We start from the raw sequence: 16,636 nt of genomic DNA, 5'->3' as shown, positions 1-16,636 counted from the left end.
CCCTTAATTCGTTCCGGCTTTCAATTCGTGTTTAAACTCTTCCAGCAAATTCCGCTGCTCCGCATCGAGCTCCAGCTTAGCTAATAGGTCCGGCCTTCTTAACCAAGTGCGACCGAGCGACTGTTTCAGGCGCCAGCGCCTAATGGCGCCGTGATCCCCGCTTTGCAAAACATCAGGAACTCGCCGACCGTCGACCGCCTCGGGCCTGGTGTAATGGGGGCAATCCAGCAACCCCGCCATGTGCGAATCCTGAACGGCCGAATCGGCATGTCCTAAAACGCCCGGCAGCAACCTAGCCACCGCATCGAAGACCACCAGTACCGCCAACTCGCCGCCACTCAAAACGTAGTCGCCTATAGACCACTCTTCGTCGATCTCGGCTTCGATCAGGCGTTCGTCCACTCCCTCGTAGCGTCCGGCGACCAGAACGAGCCGCGGACATTGAGCAAGACGCACTATTACGTCCTGAGTTAACAAACCACCCTGCGGGCTCAAATAAATCGTCTTTGTCGCCAGATCCGAATCGGCCCGCGCTGCATGAATGGCGCTGCGTAAGGGCTTAACCTTCATGACCATCCCTGGCCCACCACCATAGGGACGATCATCCACTGTTCGATGCCGATCCAACGCATAAGTCCGGGGATTCCAGAGCTTAAGATCGATGACGCCTCTTTCGATTGCCCGCCCGGTCACACCATACCCGACAGCGCTCTCAACCATTTCGGGGAACAGCGTAACAATGTCAAAACGCATTGGGTTCCGACTCTAAAAATCCGGATCCCAATCTACGATCAGGACACCTTCATTTAAATTGACGTCCTTGACAAACTCCCCGACCACAAAAGGAATCAAACGTTCCCGCTCACCTCGGACCTCTATGACGTCATTTGCGCCGGTTTCCATCATGTCAGTCACTTTCCCTAAATTGACGCCGCATGTGGTACGGACCTCAAGTCCGATCAAATCCGCCCAGTAATATTCACCTGGCTTTGGAGGCGCAAACTGATCCCTGGGAACAGAGATACGCAATGAGGTTAACTGCAATGCTTGGTCGCGCGTATCGACGCCCTCCAAACGGGCCACTACTAAGTTACCATGCCGCCGCCCACTGATAACCTTAAGTTCCTTTTGGGTGTTGCCGTCACCGATCAACCAAGGCGAATAATTCAATATATTATCCGGCGGATCTGTATGCGAGCGGATTTTCAGCCATCCTCGGACGCCAAACGCGCCCGATATTTCACCAGCTATAACCTGCCGCGCCACTCTAGCAACTGTGCCGCGTGACTATGCTTTAGGCTGCAGGCGCCTCGGCACGCTTGTGGAATTCTTTGATCAAGGTACCGACCCGATCGGTGGTCTTGGCACCCTGACTTAACCAATACTGCACGCGCGCATCGTTCAAACGTAGCCTTTCGTCTTTCCCGGAAGCGATCGGATTGAAGAATCCAACTCGCTCGATGTAACGGCCATCTCGTTTACATCTGCTGTCAGCAACGACGACATGATAAAAAGGACGCTTTTTTGCGCCACCACGGGCAAGACGAATCGTGACCATTAAAATTCCTCTTAGGATGCAAGAACAACCCGAAAAATCCGGTTATTTTACCGTAAAACTTATTTATGTGAAGACCTTCACGTCCAAATCAGGCTGAACCAAGGGACTGCACCAGAGCGGGGACCGATTTGCGCCATGAAGGCCAGATTGGCTTAGGCTCGCAGCGCACGAAAGACTACACCGACTTGGGCCTTCGCCACTCGAGACTCTCTGCGCTTTAATGGAATGGCGGAGAGAGAGGGATTCGAACCCTCGATAGAGCTTTTGACCCTATACTCCCTTAGCAGGGGAGCGCCTTCAGCCTCTCGGCCATCTCTCCGAAACTGACGAGATTATAATCGACTTATTCAGTACGCTCAGCTGTTTTTTCTGATGTTTGAGCCTGCTGTTCTCGTTTTATGCGTTCATAGATCTCTTCCCGATGCACAGAAACTTCCTTGGGTGCGTTCACGCCAATACGAACCTGATTACCTTTCACCCCTAAAACGGTAACCGTCACGTCATCCCCGATCATCAGAGTCTCGCCGACTCTACGAGTCAATATCAACATAAATCCTTCCTTCCCGGTCGCTCATGACCTACTTAAAACAGTGCCGCTTGCCGCAACACCGAGCCAACCAATACAAACGGTTAAGCGCTATATTATATCAGTGTTTCTTATATTTATAACGAAAATTTCACATTAAGCAGCTACCGCCGATTGCTCAAGATTAAAGGCTTCGTGCAAACTCCGAACTGCGAGTTCCAAATACTTCTCGTTCAAAACCACAGAAATTTTTATTTCGGAGGTGGATATCATCTGAATATTAATCCCCTCTTTTGCAAGAGCCTCAAACATCTTGCTGGCGATTCCAGCGTGGGAGCGCATCCCGACACCCACCAAGGACACTTTGACAATTTTGTCATCGCCGGCGATTTCGCGCCCCCCAAGTTCCGTGCAGGTGTTGTGTAGGATATCTAGGGCTTTTCCATAGTCATTGCGATGCACTGTAAAAGTGAAATCAGTCGTCGCATCTTCTCCCATGTTCTGGACGATCATATCGACTTCAATATTGGCATTTGCGATGGGACCAAGAATTTTATATGCAATGCCCGGACGGTCAGGAACACCCACGATGGTCAGCTTAGCTTCGTCGCGGTTGAACGCGATCCCGGAAATTAGCGGTTTTTCCACGTTTCCTTCCTCGTAACTGATTAATGTGCCGGGACCTTCCTTAAAACTCGAAAGCACCCGCAACGGAACATTATATTTGCCGGCGAATTCAACCGAGCGAATCTGCAGCACCTTCGATCCGAGACTCGCCATTTCCAACATTTCTTCGAACGTAATACGATCCAGCCGGCGCGCCCGTGGCTCGATGCGCGGATCGGTAGTGTAAACACCGTCTACATCGGTATAGATCAAGCACTCATCCGCCTTGAGCGCAGCGGCTAAGGCTACAGCCGTAGTATCCGACCCGCCTCGCCCCAGAGTGGTAATATCTCCATCCTCGGTGATGCCTTGAAAACCGGCCACTACCACTACCCTTCCCTGCTTAAGATCGCTTTGGATACGATCAGTATCGATGTTCACAATGCGCGCCTTAGTGTGAGCTCGATCAGTCAGAATCCTCACTTGCCCACCGGTATACGAACACGCAGGGATACCCTTTTCATGCAGAGCCATGCATAGGAGCGCTATGGTAATCTGCTCTCCCGTGGAGAGCAGCACATCCATTTCCCGCGGGTCGGGACGCACCTGAATTTCCCGGGCCAAGCCCACGAGACGATTGGTTTCTCCGCTCATAGCGGATACGACGACAATAACGTCTTCGCCCCTCCCCCGCGCTTCGATAATATTGTCGGCGACATGCTGTATTCGTTCGGTATTACCTACCGACGTGCCGCCGTATTTATGTACGTATAAGGCCATGCTCTTCTTTGAAGTACGTCGAAAATTATGCCGTATGGCGCCGCACCCAATCCGGCACGCTCTTCAGCGCCGCATCTAGCATCGTCGGATTAGTGCCCCCTGCCTGAGCCATATCGGCGCGGCCACCGCCTTTTCCGCCAACTTGCACTGCCACCGCGTTAACTAAATCACCGGCTTTGATCCGGTCGATCTGATCCTTAGTCACTCCGGCAATAAGAGTCACCCTATCGTCTTTGACCGCCCCTAATACGATCGCCGCACTACCCAACTTGTTCCTGAGTTGATCGACCATATCCCTGAGCCCCTTGGGATCGCTTTCGTCCACTTTAGCCGCCAGAACTTTCACACCGTCGATCGATACGGCCTGGGAAGCCAAATCGTCGCCGGCAGCGCTCGCCATTTTGCCCTTAAGTCGCTCCAATTCCTTCTCTAAGATTCGATTTCTTTCAAGAAGCTGGCTAATTTTCTCATCCAAAGCCTCCCGCCCGGATTTCATCCGATCTCCGAGAGACTGCAAGACGCGATCGCTCTTTTCTACCCAATCCACGGCGGCTTCGCCGGTAATGGCCTCGATTCTCCGGACTCCGGCCGCCACTCCAGTTTCGCTCAAAATCTTAAAAAGACCGATGTCGCCAGCGCGTTTAACATGAATCCCGCCACACAATTCGGTTGAAAACTCGCCGATTCGAAGGACGCGCACTTTATCGCCATACTTTTCACCGAACAAAGCTATCGCCCCCGCTTTAATAGCATCGTCCTTGGACATAGTCTCGGCGCTTGCCGGGTTGTTAGCGCGAATTTGCTCGTTCACCAAACGCTCGATTGCCTCAAGCTGGTCAGACCTAACCGGCTCGAAATGTGAAAAATCGAAGCGCAGGCGTTCCGAATTAACGAGAGACCCTTTTTGCGTCACATGATCGCCCAAGGTTTTACGGAGCGCGGCATGAAGCAAATGAGTCGCAGAATGATTAAGGGCCGTGGCGTTCCGGGCCCTGACGTCGACCTTGGCCTCGCAAACCGAACCCACCGAAAACATACCCTTCGATACTCGTCCAATATGAAGGATCAAGTCGCCAGCCTTCTTTTGGGTATCGAACACTTCGAACAGGCCTTCCCCCGCGCGAATGACACCTCGGTCGCCGACTTGTCCACCCGATTCTGCATAAAACGGTGTTTTTGCCAGAATCAAAATACCTTCTTCACCGGCCGCCAGCTTTTCAACGGATTTGCCGTCCCGCAGCACTGCCGCAATAGTCGTCTCTTCGCATGAACTCCTATAGCCGGTAAATTCGCAGTGCACATCGAGATGCACATCGTGCGAATAATCGACGGCAAAGTGGCTAGCGGCACGCGCGCGCTCCCGTTGCGCCTCCATCGCTCTCTCGAAGCCCTCCATATCCAACACCAAATCGTGCTCACGGGCAAAATCGGCCGTCAAATCAACCGGGAATCCATAGGTGTCATAAAGCTGGAACACGGTCTCACCAGAAATCGTCTTGCCGCTCATACCCTTAAGATGAGCCTCGAGAACCCTCATTCCTTGTTCCAAGGTCTCGGCGAAACGCTCCTCTTCTTTTTTTAGAACCTGTTCCACCATGGATTGGGCCGCTATCAATTCCGGGTAAGCATCACCCATCTGAGCACAAAGCGGGCTAACTAAGCGATAAAAGAAGGTATCACGAATCCCCAGCTTGTAGCCGTGGCGGATTGCCCTTCGGATGATCCGGCGGAGCACGTAACCCCGCCCTTCATTAGACGGCAATACGCCATCGGCAATCAGGAAAGCACATGAGCGAATGTGATCGGCCAGCACTCTTAACGAGCTATGATCAGTGCCATCAACTTGGGCAAGATCCGCCGCAGCGTTTACTAGAGCCCTAAAGAGGTCAACCTCATAATTGCTGTGCACGCCTTGGACGACGGCGGCAATCCGCTCCAACCCCATACCCGTATCGACAGACGGCCTTGGCAACGGCGTAAGCGTTCCATCTGGGGCACGATCGTACTGCATGAATACGAGATTCCAGATCTCGATATACCGATCGCCATCCTCGTTGGGCGAACCCGGCGGACCTCCCGGAATCCCTTCGCCGTGGTCGTAGAAAATCTCCGTACAAGGCCCGCAGGGACCTGTGTCCCCCATGCTCCAAAAATTATCTTTCGAACCGATGCGGGCGAATCGAACCGGATCGACGCCTACATCATCAAGCCAGATCGCCTCGGCCTCTTTGTCTTGGTCATAGACCGTAACCCAGAGGCGCTCGGCCGGCAGTTTCAGAACCCCGGTCAAAAACTCCCAGGCGTAATGAATCGCGTCCCGCTTGAAATAATCACCGAAGCTGAAATTCCCCAGCATCTCAAAGAACGTGTGATGGCGTGCGGTGTATCCGACATTCTCCAGATCGTTGTGCTTGCCGCCCGCCCGCACACAGCGCTGCGACGAGGCCGCACGCACATAGGAACGCTCTTCTCGACCGAGGAATACATCCTTGAATTGGACCATACCTGCGTTCGTGAACAATAGAGTCGGGTCGTCGGCCGGAATCAACGAGCTGGATGGAACGATCGTGTGTTGCCGTTCCTCAAAAAACTTCAGAAAAAGTGAACGCAGTTCTGCGCTGGTCATTTTGCTGCTACCGATGGTTTCATTCTTATTCTTGTGCAGTTATTCGCCGCCTGGATGCCTCAAGCGCTTAAACAAACGACGGATGTGATCCGACTCGAAGCCGCGGCGCCTAAGAAAACGCTCTCGCGCCGCACGCTGCTCAAGCGAATCCGGAATCGTCTCGCCATACTTTTTGATATAAACTTTACGGACAAGCTCATCCCAATTCCGTTCCTTCTCAAGCGCCTCTTCTATGTCGACGCCGCGCTGCCGCAACTCTTCCCGAATCCAGTAAGCACCATAACCCTTTTCGACACGACTACGCACAAACACTTCGGCGAAACGGCTGTCGCTTTGAAAACCCTCGGCAGCCAAATCGGCAACGACCTGCTCGACCATTGCTTCGGAATAGCCTTTGTGTCGAAGCTTTTGCCGCAATTCGGAACTGCTGTATTCGCGACGGGAAAGATAGCGCAGGGCGGCAGCCTTTACGGCCTGAAACGAATCGGGGACGTCGCTCAGGATTCGGCCTCCTCGAGCACATCAGGGTTGTTGGAAGCCCCCCGCCCGGCAAGGGGAACGGCATCGCCGAATGCGTTTTCGCGGATTTTGGACTCAATGCTTTCGGCCAATTCAGGACGGTCTTTCAAAAAATTACGTACGTTATCCTTGCCCTGACCGATGCGTTCCGCTCCGAGACTGTACCACGAGCCCGATTTCTGCAAGATTTCGTACTTTACGCCCAAGTCGACCAATTCGCCTTCACGGGAAACGCCTTCGCCGTAAAGAATCTCAAAATCGGCGTTCTTGAACGGAGGCGCCACTTTGTTCTTCACCACCTTGACGCGAGTCTCGTTGCCGACCACCTCGTCGCCATTTTTAATGGCTCCCAAACGGCGGATATCGAGACGAACCGAAGAGTAAAATTTGAGCGCATTGCCGCCGGTGGTCGTCTCCGGATTGCCAAACATTACGCCGATCTTCATGCGGATCTGATTGATGAAGATGACCAGCGTGTTCGAGCGCTTGATATTGGCCGTAAGCTTTCGTAGTGCTTGAGACATCAGGCGGGCTTGGAGCCCGACATGGGAATCGCCCATTTCGCCTTCGATCTCCGCCTTGGGCGTTAAAGCCGCCACCGAGTCGATCACGACCATGTCTACACTGCCCGATCGAACCAACATGTCGGCGATTTCCAGCGCCTGCTCTCCGGTATCCGGCTGCGACACCAGCAAATCATCGAGATTGACGCCGATTTTCTCCGCATAAACAGGGTCTAGGGCATGCTCGGCATCAATGAAAGCTGCCACCCCACCCCGCTTTTGGGCCTGAGCAATGACTTCGAGTGTCAGAGTGGTCTTACCGGACGATTCGGGGCCGTAAATTTCCACGATACGTCCGCGCGGCAAGCCGCCGCAGCCCAACGCGATATCGAGAGACAGCGAACCTGTGGGAATGACTTCGAGATCGCGGATTGCGGGGACGTCGCCCATCCGCATCACGGCCCCCTTGCCAAACTGCTTTTCGATTTGAGAAAGCGCCGCGTTCAACGCTTTCTTTTTGTTTTCATCCATTAAATTACCGCCAACTAAACCATTGTAAATAATTGCCAATTATCTCACAGACGAGCCTTCTGGAATAGCCTGAAGACCCTGTAGATTCCAGCTTTTGCGCACCACATACAGCGAACCGGCGCGGTAAATTTGGGACTCTATCAGACTGAACGAACTCACACTCCAATTGATCGGATCGGAGAGAACTTGCGAGATACAGCCGGAGCGGCCTTTACGGGCCAAAGTCAGATGCGCGCGGTACGGCCTGTTTTCCATGGCGAATCCGGTTTCGGCAAGCCTAGCGATCAGGCTGTTCGCCAAATTTTTTAACGCTTCTGGGGTATTTACGGACGAGAGGCAAATGATCCCGCTCCTCCGCCAGAACTCGATCCTGTCCAGGCCAAGCTCAAATGGTTGCCCGATAACGCCATCGGCAACCCGATTGATCAGTGGCAACCGGTCTTCGCTCACCTGCCCTAAAAAAGCCAGCGTAATATGAAGATTTTCCGGCCTCCCCCATTTAGCCGTGGTCGTTTGTTTAAGCGACTCGATGGTACGACTCAACGAGGCGCGCACCGCCTCATCCGGCCAAAGCGCAAAAAACAAGCGGAGTGTTTTAGTCTCGACAGACATCAAGAATACCTTGAAGCGCGACCCGCACTGCTTGCCGCCTGACGCTACGCCGGTCGCCCCCGAATCGCATGCGTTGTACGCGGCAAATGCTATCGCCCCGCTGCCAGGCGAACCATACGGTGCCTACGGGCTTATCCAACGTGCCTCCCGACGGGCCGGCGATCCCGCTGACCGCAACTGACACATCCGCGGCACTATGGCTCAAGGCACCTGCCGCCATGGCGCGAACCGTCTCGCCGCTAACGGCACCGTGAACTTCGATGATTTCACTCGGCACACCCAGCAATTCGCACTTCGCCGCATTGCTGTAGGTGACGAACCCCCGATCGAACCAGGCGGAGCTACCGGGCACGTCGGTTACACATTGGGCCACCCATCCACCGGTGCAGGACTCGGCCACGGCGAGCACTCTAGCGCCACAGCACAAAACCCGCCCCACGTCACGCGACAACGCGTATAACTCTTCGTCCTCTGCCATGATAGGCCTTTCACTCAATCGCAGAGCTTTATTGTATCCGATAAACTACACCGATGACCGATCAAGCGACCACTCTCTCCCGACACACGCCCTTGATGCAGCAGTACCTGCGCATCAAGGGCGAACACCCCGACCAGCTGCTCTTTTTTCGGATGGGGGATTTTTACGAACTTTTCTACGAAGATGCCCGTAAAGCCGCACAGCTCCTAGACATTACCTTGACCGCGCGCGGCGAGTCGGCCGGCGAACGCATACCCATGGCAGGCCTTCCCTATCATGCCGTTGACGCCTATCTCGCTCGATTGATCAAGCTCGGCGAATCCGTGGCTATTTGTGAACAAATCGGCGATCCCGCCACCTCCAAAGGCCCCGTCGAACGCAAGGTCGTGCGTATCGTCAGCCCTGGCACGGTCACCGAAGAGGCGTTGCTCGAGGATCGCAAGGAAAATCTGTTGGTCGCCATTGCTCAATTCGGTATGATTTACGGCATCGCCGCGTTAGACCTGGCTGGCGGCAGGTTCGCAGTTCAACAGGTCACCAGCACGGAGAGACTGGCCGGCGAATTGGAGCGCCTGAACCCTTCCGAACTACTCATAAGCGAAGACTGGTCTCCACCCTCGCTCGTAAACGCGCTGCGCGGAATCACCCGACGCCCGCCTTGGCACTTCGATCCGGAAAGCGCACGCCATAGATTGCTGCGTCAATTTAAAACACAAGATTTGGCAGGCTTTGGGTGCGAAGATTTGCCTGCCGCCGTCGCCGCCGCGGGGTGTTTGCTCCAATACGTTCAGGACACGCAAAAAAGTGCGTTGCCCCACATTCAGGGCTTACGGGCCGAAACTGGCGAGGAAGGCATCATCCTGGATGCCGCGAGCCGCCGCAACCTGGAACTGGATTACCACCCCTCCGGGCAAATGAATCTCACTCTGTTCGGCGTAATCGACCGGACCACAACGGCCATGGGCGGACGCCTGCTGCGACGCTGGCTCCATCGCCCGCTGCGTGACCAGGGTATTCTCAAACAGCGTTATGAGGCCATAGAATCGCTACTCAAAAACGGATTCTATGCATCCATCCGCGATGTACTGACGTCGATCGGGGACATCGAGCGCATCGTTGCCCGCATCGCCCTCAAATCGGCCCGGCCGCGGGATCTCGTGGTACTGCGGGCATCTTTAGGCACACTGCCCGAGCTTCTAAATCGGCTTAAACCACTGGAGAGCGCTCTGCTCGGGGATATACGGGAGCGAATTCGAGAGCAGCCGGAAATTTATGGACTCCTCGATAAGGCGATCATAGACAATCCGCCCATGCTGATTCGCGACGGAGGCGTCATTGCCGAAGGTTACCGCAGCGAATTGGACGAACTGCGCAACCTGAGTCAAAACACGGAACGCTTCCTGATTGAACTAGAGCAGCGGGAGCGCCAGCGGGCCGGGATACCCAACCTGAAGGTCGGCTACAATCGCGTGCAAGGCTTCTATCTCGAGCTCTCCCGCGCCCAGGCTGACAAGGTTCCGTCGGACTATATCCGGCGCCAGACCTTAAAAGGCGCCGAGCGCTATATCACGCCGGAACTAAAAGCCTTCGAGGACAAGGTGCTGAGCGCCCGCGAACGCGCTCTGGCCTTCGAAAAAGCTCTTTACGACGAGCTGCTGGATGCTCTCGGCAATCATGTGAAGACCCTGCAGGACTGCGCATCCGGTCTCTCCGAATTGGACGTTTTGGCTAACCTGGCCGAACGGGCCGAGAGTCTAAGACTTACCATGCCCGTACTGGGCGAGGAACCGGGTATTCGCATCACGGGCGGTCGACACCCCGTGGTCGAGACGGTTGCGGACACACCGTTCGTGCCCAACGATCTGGAACTCAACACCGACCGGCGCATGCTCATCATTACCGGCCCGAATATGGGCGGAAAATCCACCTATATGCGCCAGGCGGCTCTCGTGGTCTTGATGGCGCACATCGGCAGCTATGTGCCTGCCGAAGCGGCGATGATAGGTCCTATTGACCGTATTTTCACACGCATCGGCGCCTCCGATGACTTGGCCAGTGGCCGTTCGACGTTTATGGTGGAGATGACCGAGACGGCAAACATCCTTCACAACGCGACGTCTTCAAGCCTCGTGCTGATGGATGAAATCGGTCGCGGCACCAGCACCTTCGACGGTTTGGCGCTAGCCTGGGCAACCGCCGATTATCTGGCGAGGGAAATCCGGGCTTTCACGCTTTTCGCTACCCATTACTTTGAATTGATTACGCTGCCGGAGGAGTGCCCCGCGGTCCGCAACGTTCACCTGGACGCGGTGGAACACGGTGATGGCGTAGTATTCCTTCATGCCGTTAAGAACGGCCCGGCCAACCAGAGCTATGGACTACAAGTAGCGTCACTGGCCGGAGTGCCGAGAACGGTAATTGACAACGCCCGCGAAAAATTGACGGCTCTGGAGAATCAGACCTATGCAGAACAGCAAAACCGAAGCGAGGCACGGCAATTTGACCTTTTTGCAAATACCGAACCCCACCCTGCCGTGGATTTAATCAGGACGATCAGACCCGAGGAAACCACGCCTAAACAAGCGTTGGATTTGCTGTTCGCCCTAAAGGAATTGACAAGCTAAGCACGGCGAGCACCAGGGCCAGCCAAAACGGGAAATTGGCCGCCTTATTTTTCGCTCTCTTGAGCCAAGATTTTGGCCAATTGGCTGGCCGGCACATACCCCGGCAGTATGGTCCCTTTCTCGGTAACGAGCATGGGGGTTCCGGCGGCGCCCATTTGCGTTCCCAACGCCAGATGCTGATCGACAGGATTATCACACTGCCTGCTTTCAACTGTGTCGCCGCGCTTGGCTTTGGTTAAAGCTTCGTTGCGATCCTCCGCGCACCACACCGATACCGCTTTCTTGTAGGAATCCGAGCCTTCGCCGGCACGCGGGAAAAATAGGTAACGGATCTCGATACCTTCTTTCAAATACTGATCGATCTCAGAATGCAGCTTTCGACAGTAGCCGCAATCAATATCGGTGAAAACGTGTACCAATTGCTTCGGGCTCTTGGGTTTGAAGACTATCATATTGTCGAAGCCGACTTTTTTCAGAGAGCTTACCCGGGCCTCGGCCAGCTTACCTTCCGTCAGGTCTTCGCGCTCCTTGATATCGATCATTGAGCCCTGAAACAAATACCGACCGTCCTCCGAAACATAGAAGAGTTTCGGTCCCACCACCACCTCATAAAGCCCCGACATGGCGGACGGCGTGATCGAATCCGGTTTGACCCCGGGCAGAGCCTGCTTCAGCGCTTCTTCAATGGCTTTATTGTCAGCATGAGCCGCCCCGAAAACTAAAACAGCCATTCCCCAAATTGCGGCGCCCCAATATGTCTTCATGAATGTATCCGTTTGTTGCTTAGGTCTTGATTTATGTCAGCAAGCGTTCAATATCCAGAATGAACGCCAGACTCATCAAAGATAACAGAATAAATAAGCCAATTTGTTGAAAAAAGGCTTGCGTCCGCTCCGACACAGGACTGCCTTTGACCGCTTCGATCAAATAAAACATGAGATGGCCACCGTCGAGCACGGGAATTGGCAATAAATTCAACACGGCCAAACTGATGCTGACAATGGCGAGAAACTTAAGAAATTGACTAAAACCGATACTCGCCGATTTCCCTGCATACTGAGCGATACTGATCGGGCCGCTCAGATTTTCGATGGCTGCTTCACCGACGAGCATTCGGCCGATCATTTTCAAAGTCAAAGCCGAGTAATCGCCGGTTTTTGCAATTGCGGCGACAAAAGCTGGAAGCACGCCCAAACGATATTCCACCCGCATAGCGTCAATGAGGTGCTCGGGTATTTTCACCGCGGCGCCGATCCTCCCGATACGGCCTTCCGGCGAGTCTACCGCCACCGGCTTAACTGAACGAGACGATCGCGCGCCGTCGCGCTCTACGACCACATCGAGCGACGCGTCGGGATGGGCACGCACGTAATCCACCCATTCTCGCCATGTTTTGATCGGCTTTCCGTCCACACTGACCAGCAGATCACCGGCCTGTAATCCGGCCACCTCCGCTGCACCGCCCGGCTCGACCCTATCGATAACTGGCGGAAGATCCGGCTCCCAAGGGCGAAAGCCCAAACGCTGGTACAAAAGGTCCGGCTGTTGAGCGAGCTCCGCCGGTACTTTCAAGGTACGCTCCCGCCGTTCACCGTCCCTAGTCTCCACATCGACGGAAATAGCTTCGCCATCCATCACCCGCTCTAACAATTCGCCCATGGCATGGTTCCATGTGGGCGTCTTTTCGCCGGCCACGGCCACTATCTCGTCGCCTTCCGTAAACCCGACCTGCGCCGCCAGCGAGCCCTTGGCAACCGGTCCCAATACGGGGCGCATGCCGGTTTCGCCGATCATTAAAACGAACCAGTAGACCAGGACCGCCAAGACGAAATTGAAGAACGGTCCTGCGAATACGATAGCCGCACGACGGATTAGAGATTGCCGGTTGAAAGCATAGGGTAGGTCAGCCGGAGCTACCGCTCCTTCCCGCTCATCCACCATTTTCACATAGCCACCCAAAGGAAGCGCCGCCACGGTGAACTCGGTGCTATCGGGCGATTTTTGGTAACGCCAGAGGACTTTCCCGAATCCCAGGGAAAACCGGATAACCTTAACCCCTAGTTTTCGCGCGGCCCAAAAGTGGCCCAGTTCGTGAAAAGCGATCAGGATCGCCAACGCTACGATGAAGTAAAAAAGCGTATGCAGAAGCGAAAACATGAGAAAGTTACTGCACTCTTAAACGGTCAACGTAAGCTTCAGCCGATGCGCGAGCAACGCGATCAGCTTCAAGAACGGCATCGATTGTGTCGGCCGCACCTGGCGAAATGGTTGCCATGCAATGTCCGATTGTTTCCGGAATAGCCGTGAACCGTATTTTGTGATCTAAGAATGAGGCGACAGCAACCTCGTTAGCGGCATTCAGTATGGCCGGCATTGTCCCGCCCGCACGAACGGCTTCATAAGCGAGACTTAAACATGAGAAACGGCTCAAATCCGGTGCTTCGAAGTCCAATTGTCTGACACTGAATAGATCCAGAGGTTCCGCGCCCGAGTCAAAACGCTCCGGCCAGGCCAAGGCGTGAGCGATAGGAATACGCATATCCGGGCTGCCCATTTGCGCCAGAACCGTCCCGTCGACATAGTCGACCAGCGAGTGAATGACACTTTGGCGATGGACAACCACTTGAACACGCTTAGGTGCCATGTTGAACAACAAGCAAGCCTCGATCACCTCTAGCCCCTTGTTCATCATGGTAGCGGAATCAACGGAAATCTTCCGGCCCATAACCCAGTTGGGATGAGCGACAGCCTGATCCGGCGTTACATCGTCCAACTCGTCCAAAGGCATACGCAAAAAGGGACCGCCTGAAGCGGTAAGCAAGATCCGCCGGACGCTGGAAGCGGCCTGGCCGGCGTGATAATCCGCTGGCATGCATTGGAATATGGCATTGTGCTCACTGTCGATGGGCAGCAGCTTGGCGCCGGAACTGGCAACTTCAGTCATAAAAAGCTGGCCCGACATCACCAGCGCCTCTTTGTTCGCCAAAAATACCATCTTGCCCGCTCGCGCCGCCGCCAGAGTGGGCAGAAGCCCCGCCGCGCCGACGATGGCGGCCATGACGCCGTCCACTTCAGGCAACACGGCGACTTCTTCCAGGGATTTTGCGCCGCTTAGCACCTCGATGCGCCGTGATCCCGCGGCACTTAACCGCTCCCTCAGTTCCTCGGCCTGAGCTTCGCTGCGCAGGACGACATATTCGGGTCGGAACCGCAAACATTGTTCATAAAGACGGTCCAGGTTGTTATTGGCGGTAAGTGCTACGACTCGGTAAAGGTCGGGATGTCTTGCAACCACATCGAGCGTACTAACGCCGATCGACCCGGTGGAACCCAGAATACATATGCCTTTCATCCTAGGGAGATTCCTTGTTGGAGGGAGATTTTTCTTCATGCATGAAACCCTCCTCTACAACGCCTTCATCTTTTGGCGCCATTTCTTCTTGGGGGAACATCTCTCCCGGAGTTTCCGCAGTCAGTTCCTGCGGAATAACGACATCTGTTTCCAATCCCGCCGCCAGAAACACCCCCAACAGCAACGAGCCGGCGTAAAAAACCGAAACCGCCGCCAGCAAGCTATCGATGCGATCCAGGATTCCGCCATGTCCCGGTAAAATGGCGCCGCTATCCTTCACCCCACGGACTCGCTTTGCCAGGCTCTCAAAAAGGTCGCCACACACCGACACCAGCACCGTGAACAGGGACAGGAAAACAAAATCGGCGAGCATGATTGTTTCGAGTTTTACCAAAGCCCCTACGGCAATTGCCAAGATCACTGTAGCGAATAAAGCTCCGTAAACTCCTTCGACCGTTTTGCCGGGGCTGATCGATTCCAGCAACTTGGTATGCCCCCATCGCTTGCCTACGAAGTAAGCGGCCGCATCGGCCAACCAGATGAGAAACACCAGGTAAAGAACCTGTTCTTGACGAAAATTCAGCCGCAGCCAGACCATCAAGATCCAGCCGGTGATCAGCACGAATGCACCGGCGGCCAACTTCGCAGGAAGCGGATACTTGATCGCCATCAATTTCTCGGGCATCCGGCGAAACGCCATTCCCCAGAGGAACCACCAAGCCACCACGGGCCAGTAAAACCACTCCGGCAGCTCTCCCGGCGCCCAATCGATAGCAAAATATCGGGCGCCGAGCAGAAATATGAGGACCACACCAACAAAACCGAAACGCGCCGACAAGCTACCGAGCCCGGAGAGATTCGCCCACTCCCAAGCGCCGGCCAAAATAATCACACCCCAAAACATCGCAAACCCGTCGGCGGGCAAAAACAAAATCGCGGCGATTATTAGCGGCGCCAGCACCAAAGCCGTAATGACTCGATTTTTCAGCATGAGTGTCTCGTAAATAGCTAAATTAACGGAATTCGCTTGTCTTAGTGCAAACGTTTTCTGAAACCAGATCTTCAACCTGTTCACTCGTATATCCGAAGCGGCGCTGCCGGCTGGCGTAATCTTTTAACGCCTGATCGAGTGATTGATCGTCAAAGTCCGGCCACAAGGCGGGAGTGAAATAGAGCTCAGTGTAAGCCAACTGCCACAACAAAAAATTGCTGATCCGCTGCTCACCCCCGGTGCGAATGAAAAGATCGGGCTCCGGCAGATCCGCCAGTGTCAGCTGCAATTTGAAGGCATCGGGTCCGATATCCTCGGGACACAATTCTCCCCGCGCCACCTTTTCGGCCAGCGCGCGAGTAGCCTGCAAGATATCCCAGCGACCGCCGTAATTCGCCGCGATGGTCAGATTCAAGTGGGTGTTTTCGCTGGTGAGCCTCTCGCCCGCCGCGATCTTTTCCTGCAGAGCGGGAGAAAACGCCACTCGGTCACCAATCACTCGAAGCCGTACGCCATTCTCGTGAAGTTTTTCGGTTTCCCGTTCCAAGGTCGCCAAAAACAACTCCATGAGCAGCGATACCTCTTGCGGAGGACGTCGCCAATTTTCGCTGCTGAATGCAAACAAGGTGAGCGCCTCGATTCGGCGTTTCAGACAATGCTCGATAACCTTTCGTACGGACGTAACACCTGCGCGATGCCCGGCCGTACGCGGCAGAAAACGCTTTTTCGCCCAGCGGCCGTTACCATCCATAACGATGGCGATATGGCGGGGCAGCCGTTCATCATCGATACGAACAGCGGACACTTCCATATTTAAATTCCGAACTGATCATGATTTTGAAGGACGAGACGCCTTATCGCTCCCGATTGCAGCGGGTTTCCCCCAGGTGGCGCCATCGGATATTTGCTGATAATTAAGCAAAAAGTCGA

General features: G+C 54.6%; 16 protein-coding genes and 1 tRNA gene. 1 reads left to right on the top strand and 16 read right to left on the bottom strand.

Annotation, left to right across the window (positions count from 1 at the left end; genetic code table 11):
- Positions 1–3: 3 nt before the first annotated feature.
- The 11 genes from trmD to VEB01_RS16355 all read right to left on the bottom strand — a co-directional run bounded on the left by trmD (position 4) and on the right by VEB01_RS16355 (position 8,739).
- Positions 4–753 (bottom strand): tRNA (guanosine(37)-N1)-methyltransferase TrmD, encoded by a 750-nt coding sequence (gene trmD, locus VEB01_RS16405; protein ID WP_324877290.1) that lies wholly within the window; start codon positions 751–753, stop codon positions 4–6.
- A gap of 12 nt (positions 754–765) precedes the next feature.
- On the bottom strand, positions 766–1,266 hold the full coding sequence (gene rimM, locus VEB01_RS16400) for a ribosome maturation factor RimM (protein WP_324877289.1): 501 nt from the start codon (positions 1,264–1,266) through the stop codon (positions 766–768).
- Positions 1,267–1,294: 28 nt separating this feature from the next.
- A complete protein-coding gene (rpsP, locus tag VEB01_RS16395) occupies positions 1,295–1,558 on the bottom strand; it encodes a 30S ribosomal protein S16 (protein WP_324877287.1) in 264 nt (87 codons plus the stop codon).
- A gap of 226 nt (positions 1,559–1,784) precedes the next feature.
- Positions 1,785–1,877 (bottom strand) — tRNA-Ser (locus VEB01_RS16390).
- A gap of 24 nt (positions 1,878–1,901) precedes the next feature.
- The gene (gene csrA, locus VEB01_RS16385; protein ID WP_324877285.1) at positions 1,902–2,108 is read right to left on the bottom strand and encodes a carbon storage regulator CsrA; all 207 of its coding nucleotides are present in this window, start codon (positions 2,106–2,108) and stop codon (positions 1,902–1,904) included.
- 132 nt (positions 2,109–2,240) lie between these two features.
- Entirely contained in the window at positions 2,241–3,470 is a 1,230-nt protein-coding gene (locus VEB01_RS16380) for an aspartate kinase (protein WP_324877283.1), read from the bottom strand.
- 25 nt (positions 3,471–3,495) lie between these two features.
- A complete protein-coding gene (gene alaS, locus VEB01_RS16375) occupies positions 3,496–6,096 on the bottom strand; it encodes an alanine--tRNA ligase (protein ID WP_324877281.1) in 2,601 nt (866 codons plus the stop codon).
- A gap of 39 nt (positions 6,097–6,135) precedes the next feature.
- On the bottom strand, positions 6,136–6,552 hold the full coding sequence (locus VEB01_RS16370) for a regulatory protein RecX (protein ID WP_414675499.1): 417 nt from the start codon (positions 6,550–6,552) through the stop codon (positions 6,136–6,138).
- A gap of 41 nt (positions 6,553–6,593) precedes the next feature.
- Positions 6,594–7,649, bottom strand: coding sequence for a recombinase RecA (recA, locus tag VEB01_RS16365; protein ID WP_324877278.1), 1,056 nt, complete (start codon positions 7,647–7,649; stop codon positions 6,594–6,596).
- 39 nt (positions 7,650–7,688) lie between these two features.
- Positions 7,689–8,261 (bottom strand): RNA 2',3'-cyclic phosphodiesterase, encoded by a 573-nt coding sequence (gene thpR, locus VEB01_RS16360; protein WP_324877276.1) that lies wholly within the window; start codon positions 8,259–8,261, stop codon positions 7,689–7,691.
- Positions 8,245–8,739: a CinA family protein gene (locus VEB01_RS16355; RefSeq protein WP_324877274.1), complete on the bottom strand. Its 495-nt coding sequence runs from the start codon at positions 8,737–8,739 to the stop codon at positions 8,245–8,247. The genes thpR and VEB01_RS16355 overlap by 17 nt, the downstream gene beginning before the upstream one ends.
- Positions 8,740–8,792: 53 nt before the next feature.
- On the opposite strand from VEB01_RS16355, the gene mutS reads away from it, so the two are divergent.
- Entirely contained in the window at positions 8,793–11,363 is a 2,571-nt protein-coding gene (gene mutS / locus VEB01_RS16350) for a DNA mismatch repair protein MutS (protein WP_324877272.1), read from the top strand.
- A gap of 44 nt (positions 11,364–11,407) precedes the next feature.
- Here the strand turns inward: mutS and VEB01_RS16345 are convergent, their stop codons facing one another.
- From VEB01_RS16345 to uppS, 5 genes are read right to left on the bottom strand one after another with little or no spacing between them, the layout of a single operon-like run.
- Entirely contained in the window at positions 11,408–12,127 is a 720-nt protein-coding gene (locus tag VEB01_RS16345; protein WP_324877271.1) for a DsbC family protein, read from the bottom strand.
- 31 nt (positions 12,128–12,158) lie between these two features.
- On the bottom strand, positions 12,159–13,520 hold the full coding sequence (gene rseP / locus VEB01_RS16340; RefSeq protein WP_324877270.1) for an RIP metalloprotease RseP: 1,362 nt from the start codon (positions 13,518–13,520) through the stop codon (positions 12,159–12,161).
- A 7-nt stretch (positions 13,521–13,527) separates the two neighbouring features.
- Positions 13,528–14,715 carry a 1-deoxy-D-xylulose-5-phosphate reductoisomerase gene (gene ispC / locus VEB01_RS16335; protein WP_324877269.1) on the bottom strand — a complete coding sequence of 396 codons (1,188 nt, stop codon included), beginning with the start codon at positions 14,713–14,715 and terminating at the stop codon, positions 13,528–13,530.
- A gap of 1 nt (position 14,716) precedes the next feature.
- Complete coding sequence (locus VEB01_RS16330; RefSeq protein ID WP_324877268.1) at positions 14,717–15,706, bottom strand: phosphatidate cytidylyltransferase; 990 nt, start codon at positions 15,704–15,706, stop codon at positions 14,717–14,719.
- A gap of 22 nt (positions 15,707–15,728) precedes the next feature.
- Positions 15,729–16,517 (bottom strand): polyprenyl diphosphate synthase, encoded by a 789-nt coding sequence (uppS, locus tag VEB01_RS16325; RefSeq protein WP_324877267.1) that lies wholly within the window; start codon positions 16,515–16,517, stop codon positions 15,729–15,731.
- Between the last annotated feature and the right edge of the window lie 119 nt (positions 16,518–16,636).

Origin of the sequence: Methylocaldum sp. (genome assembly GCF_035627495.1) — a bacterium.
Lineage (GTDB): Bacteria > Pseudomonadota > Gammaproteobacteria > Methylococcales > Methylococcaceae > Methylocaldum.
The sequence above is the reverse complement of the archived record's forward strand: the minus strand, read 5'-3'. Positions and strand labels throughout refer to the sequence as shown.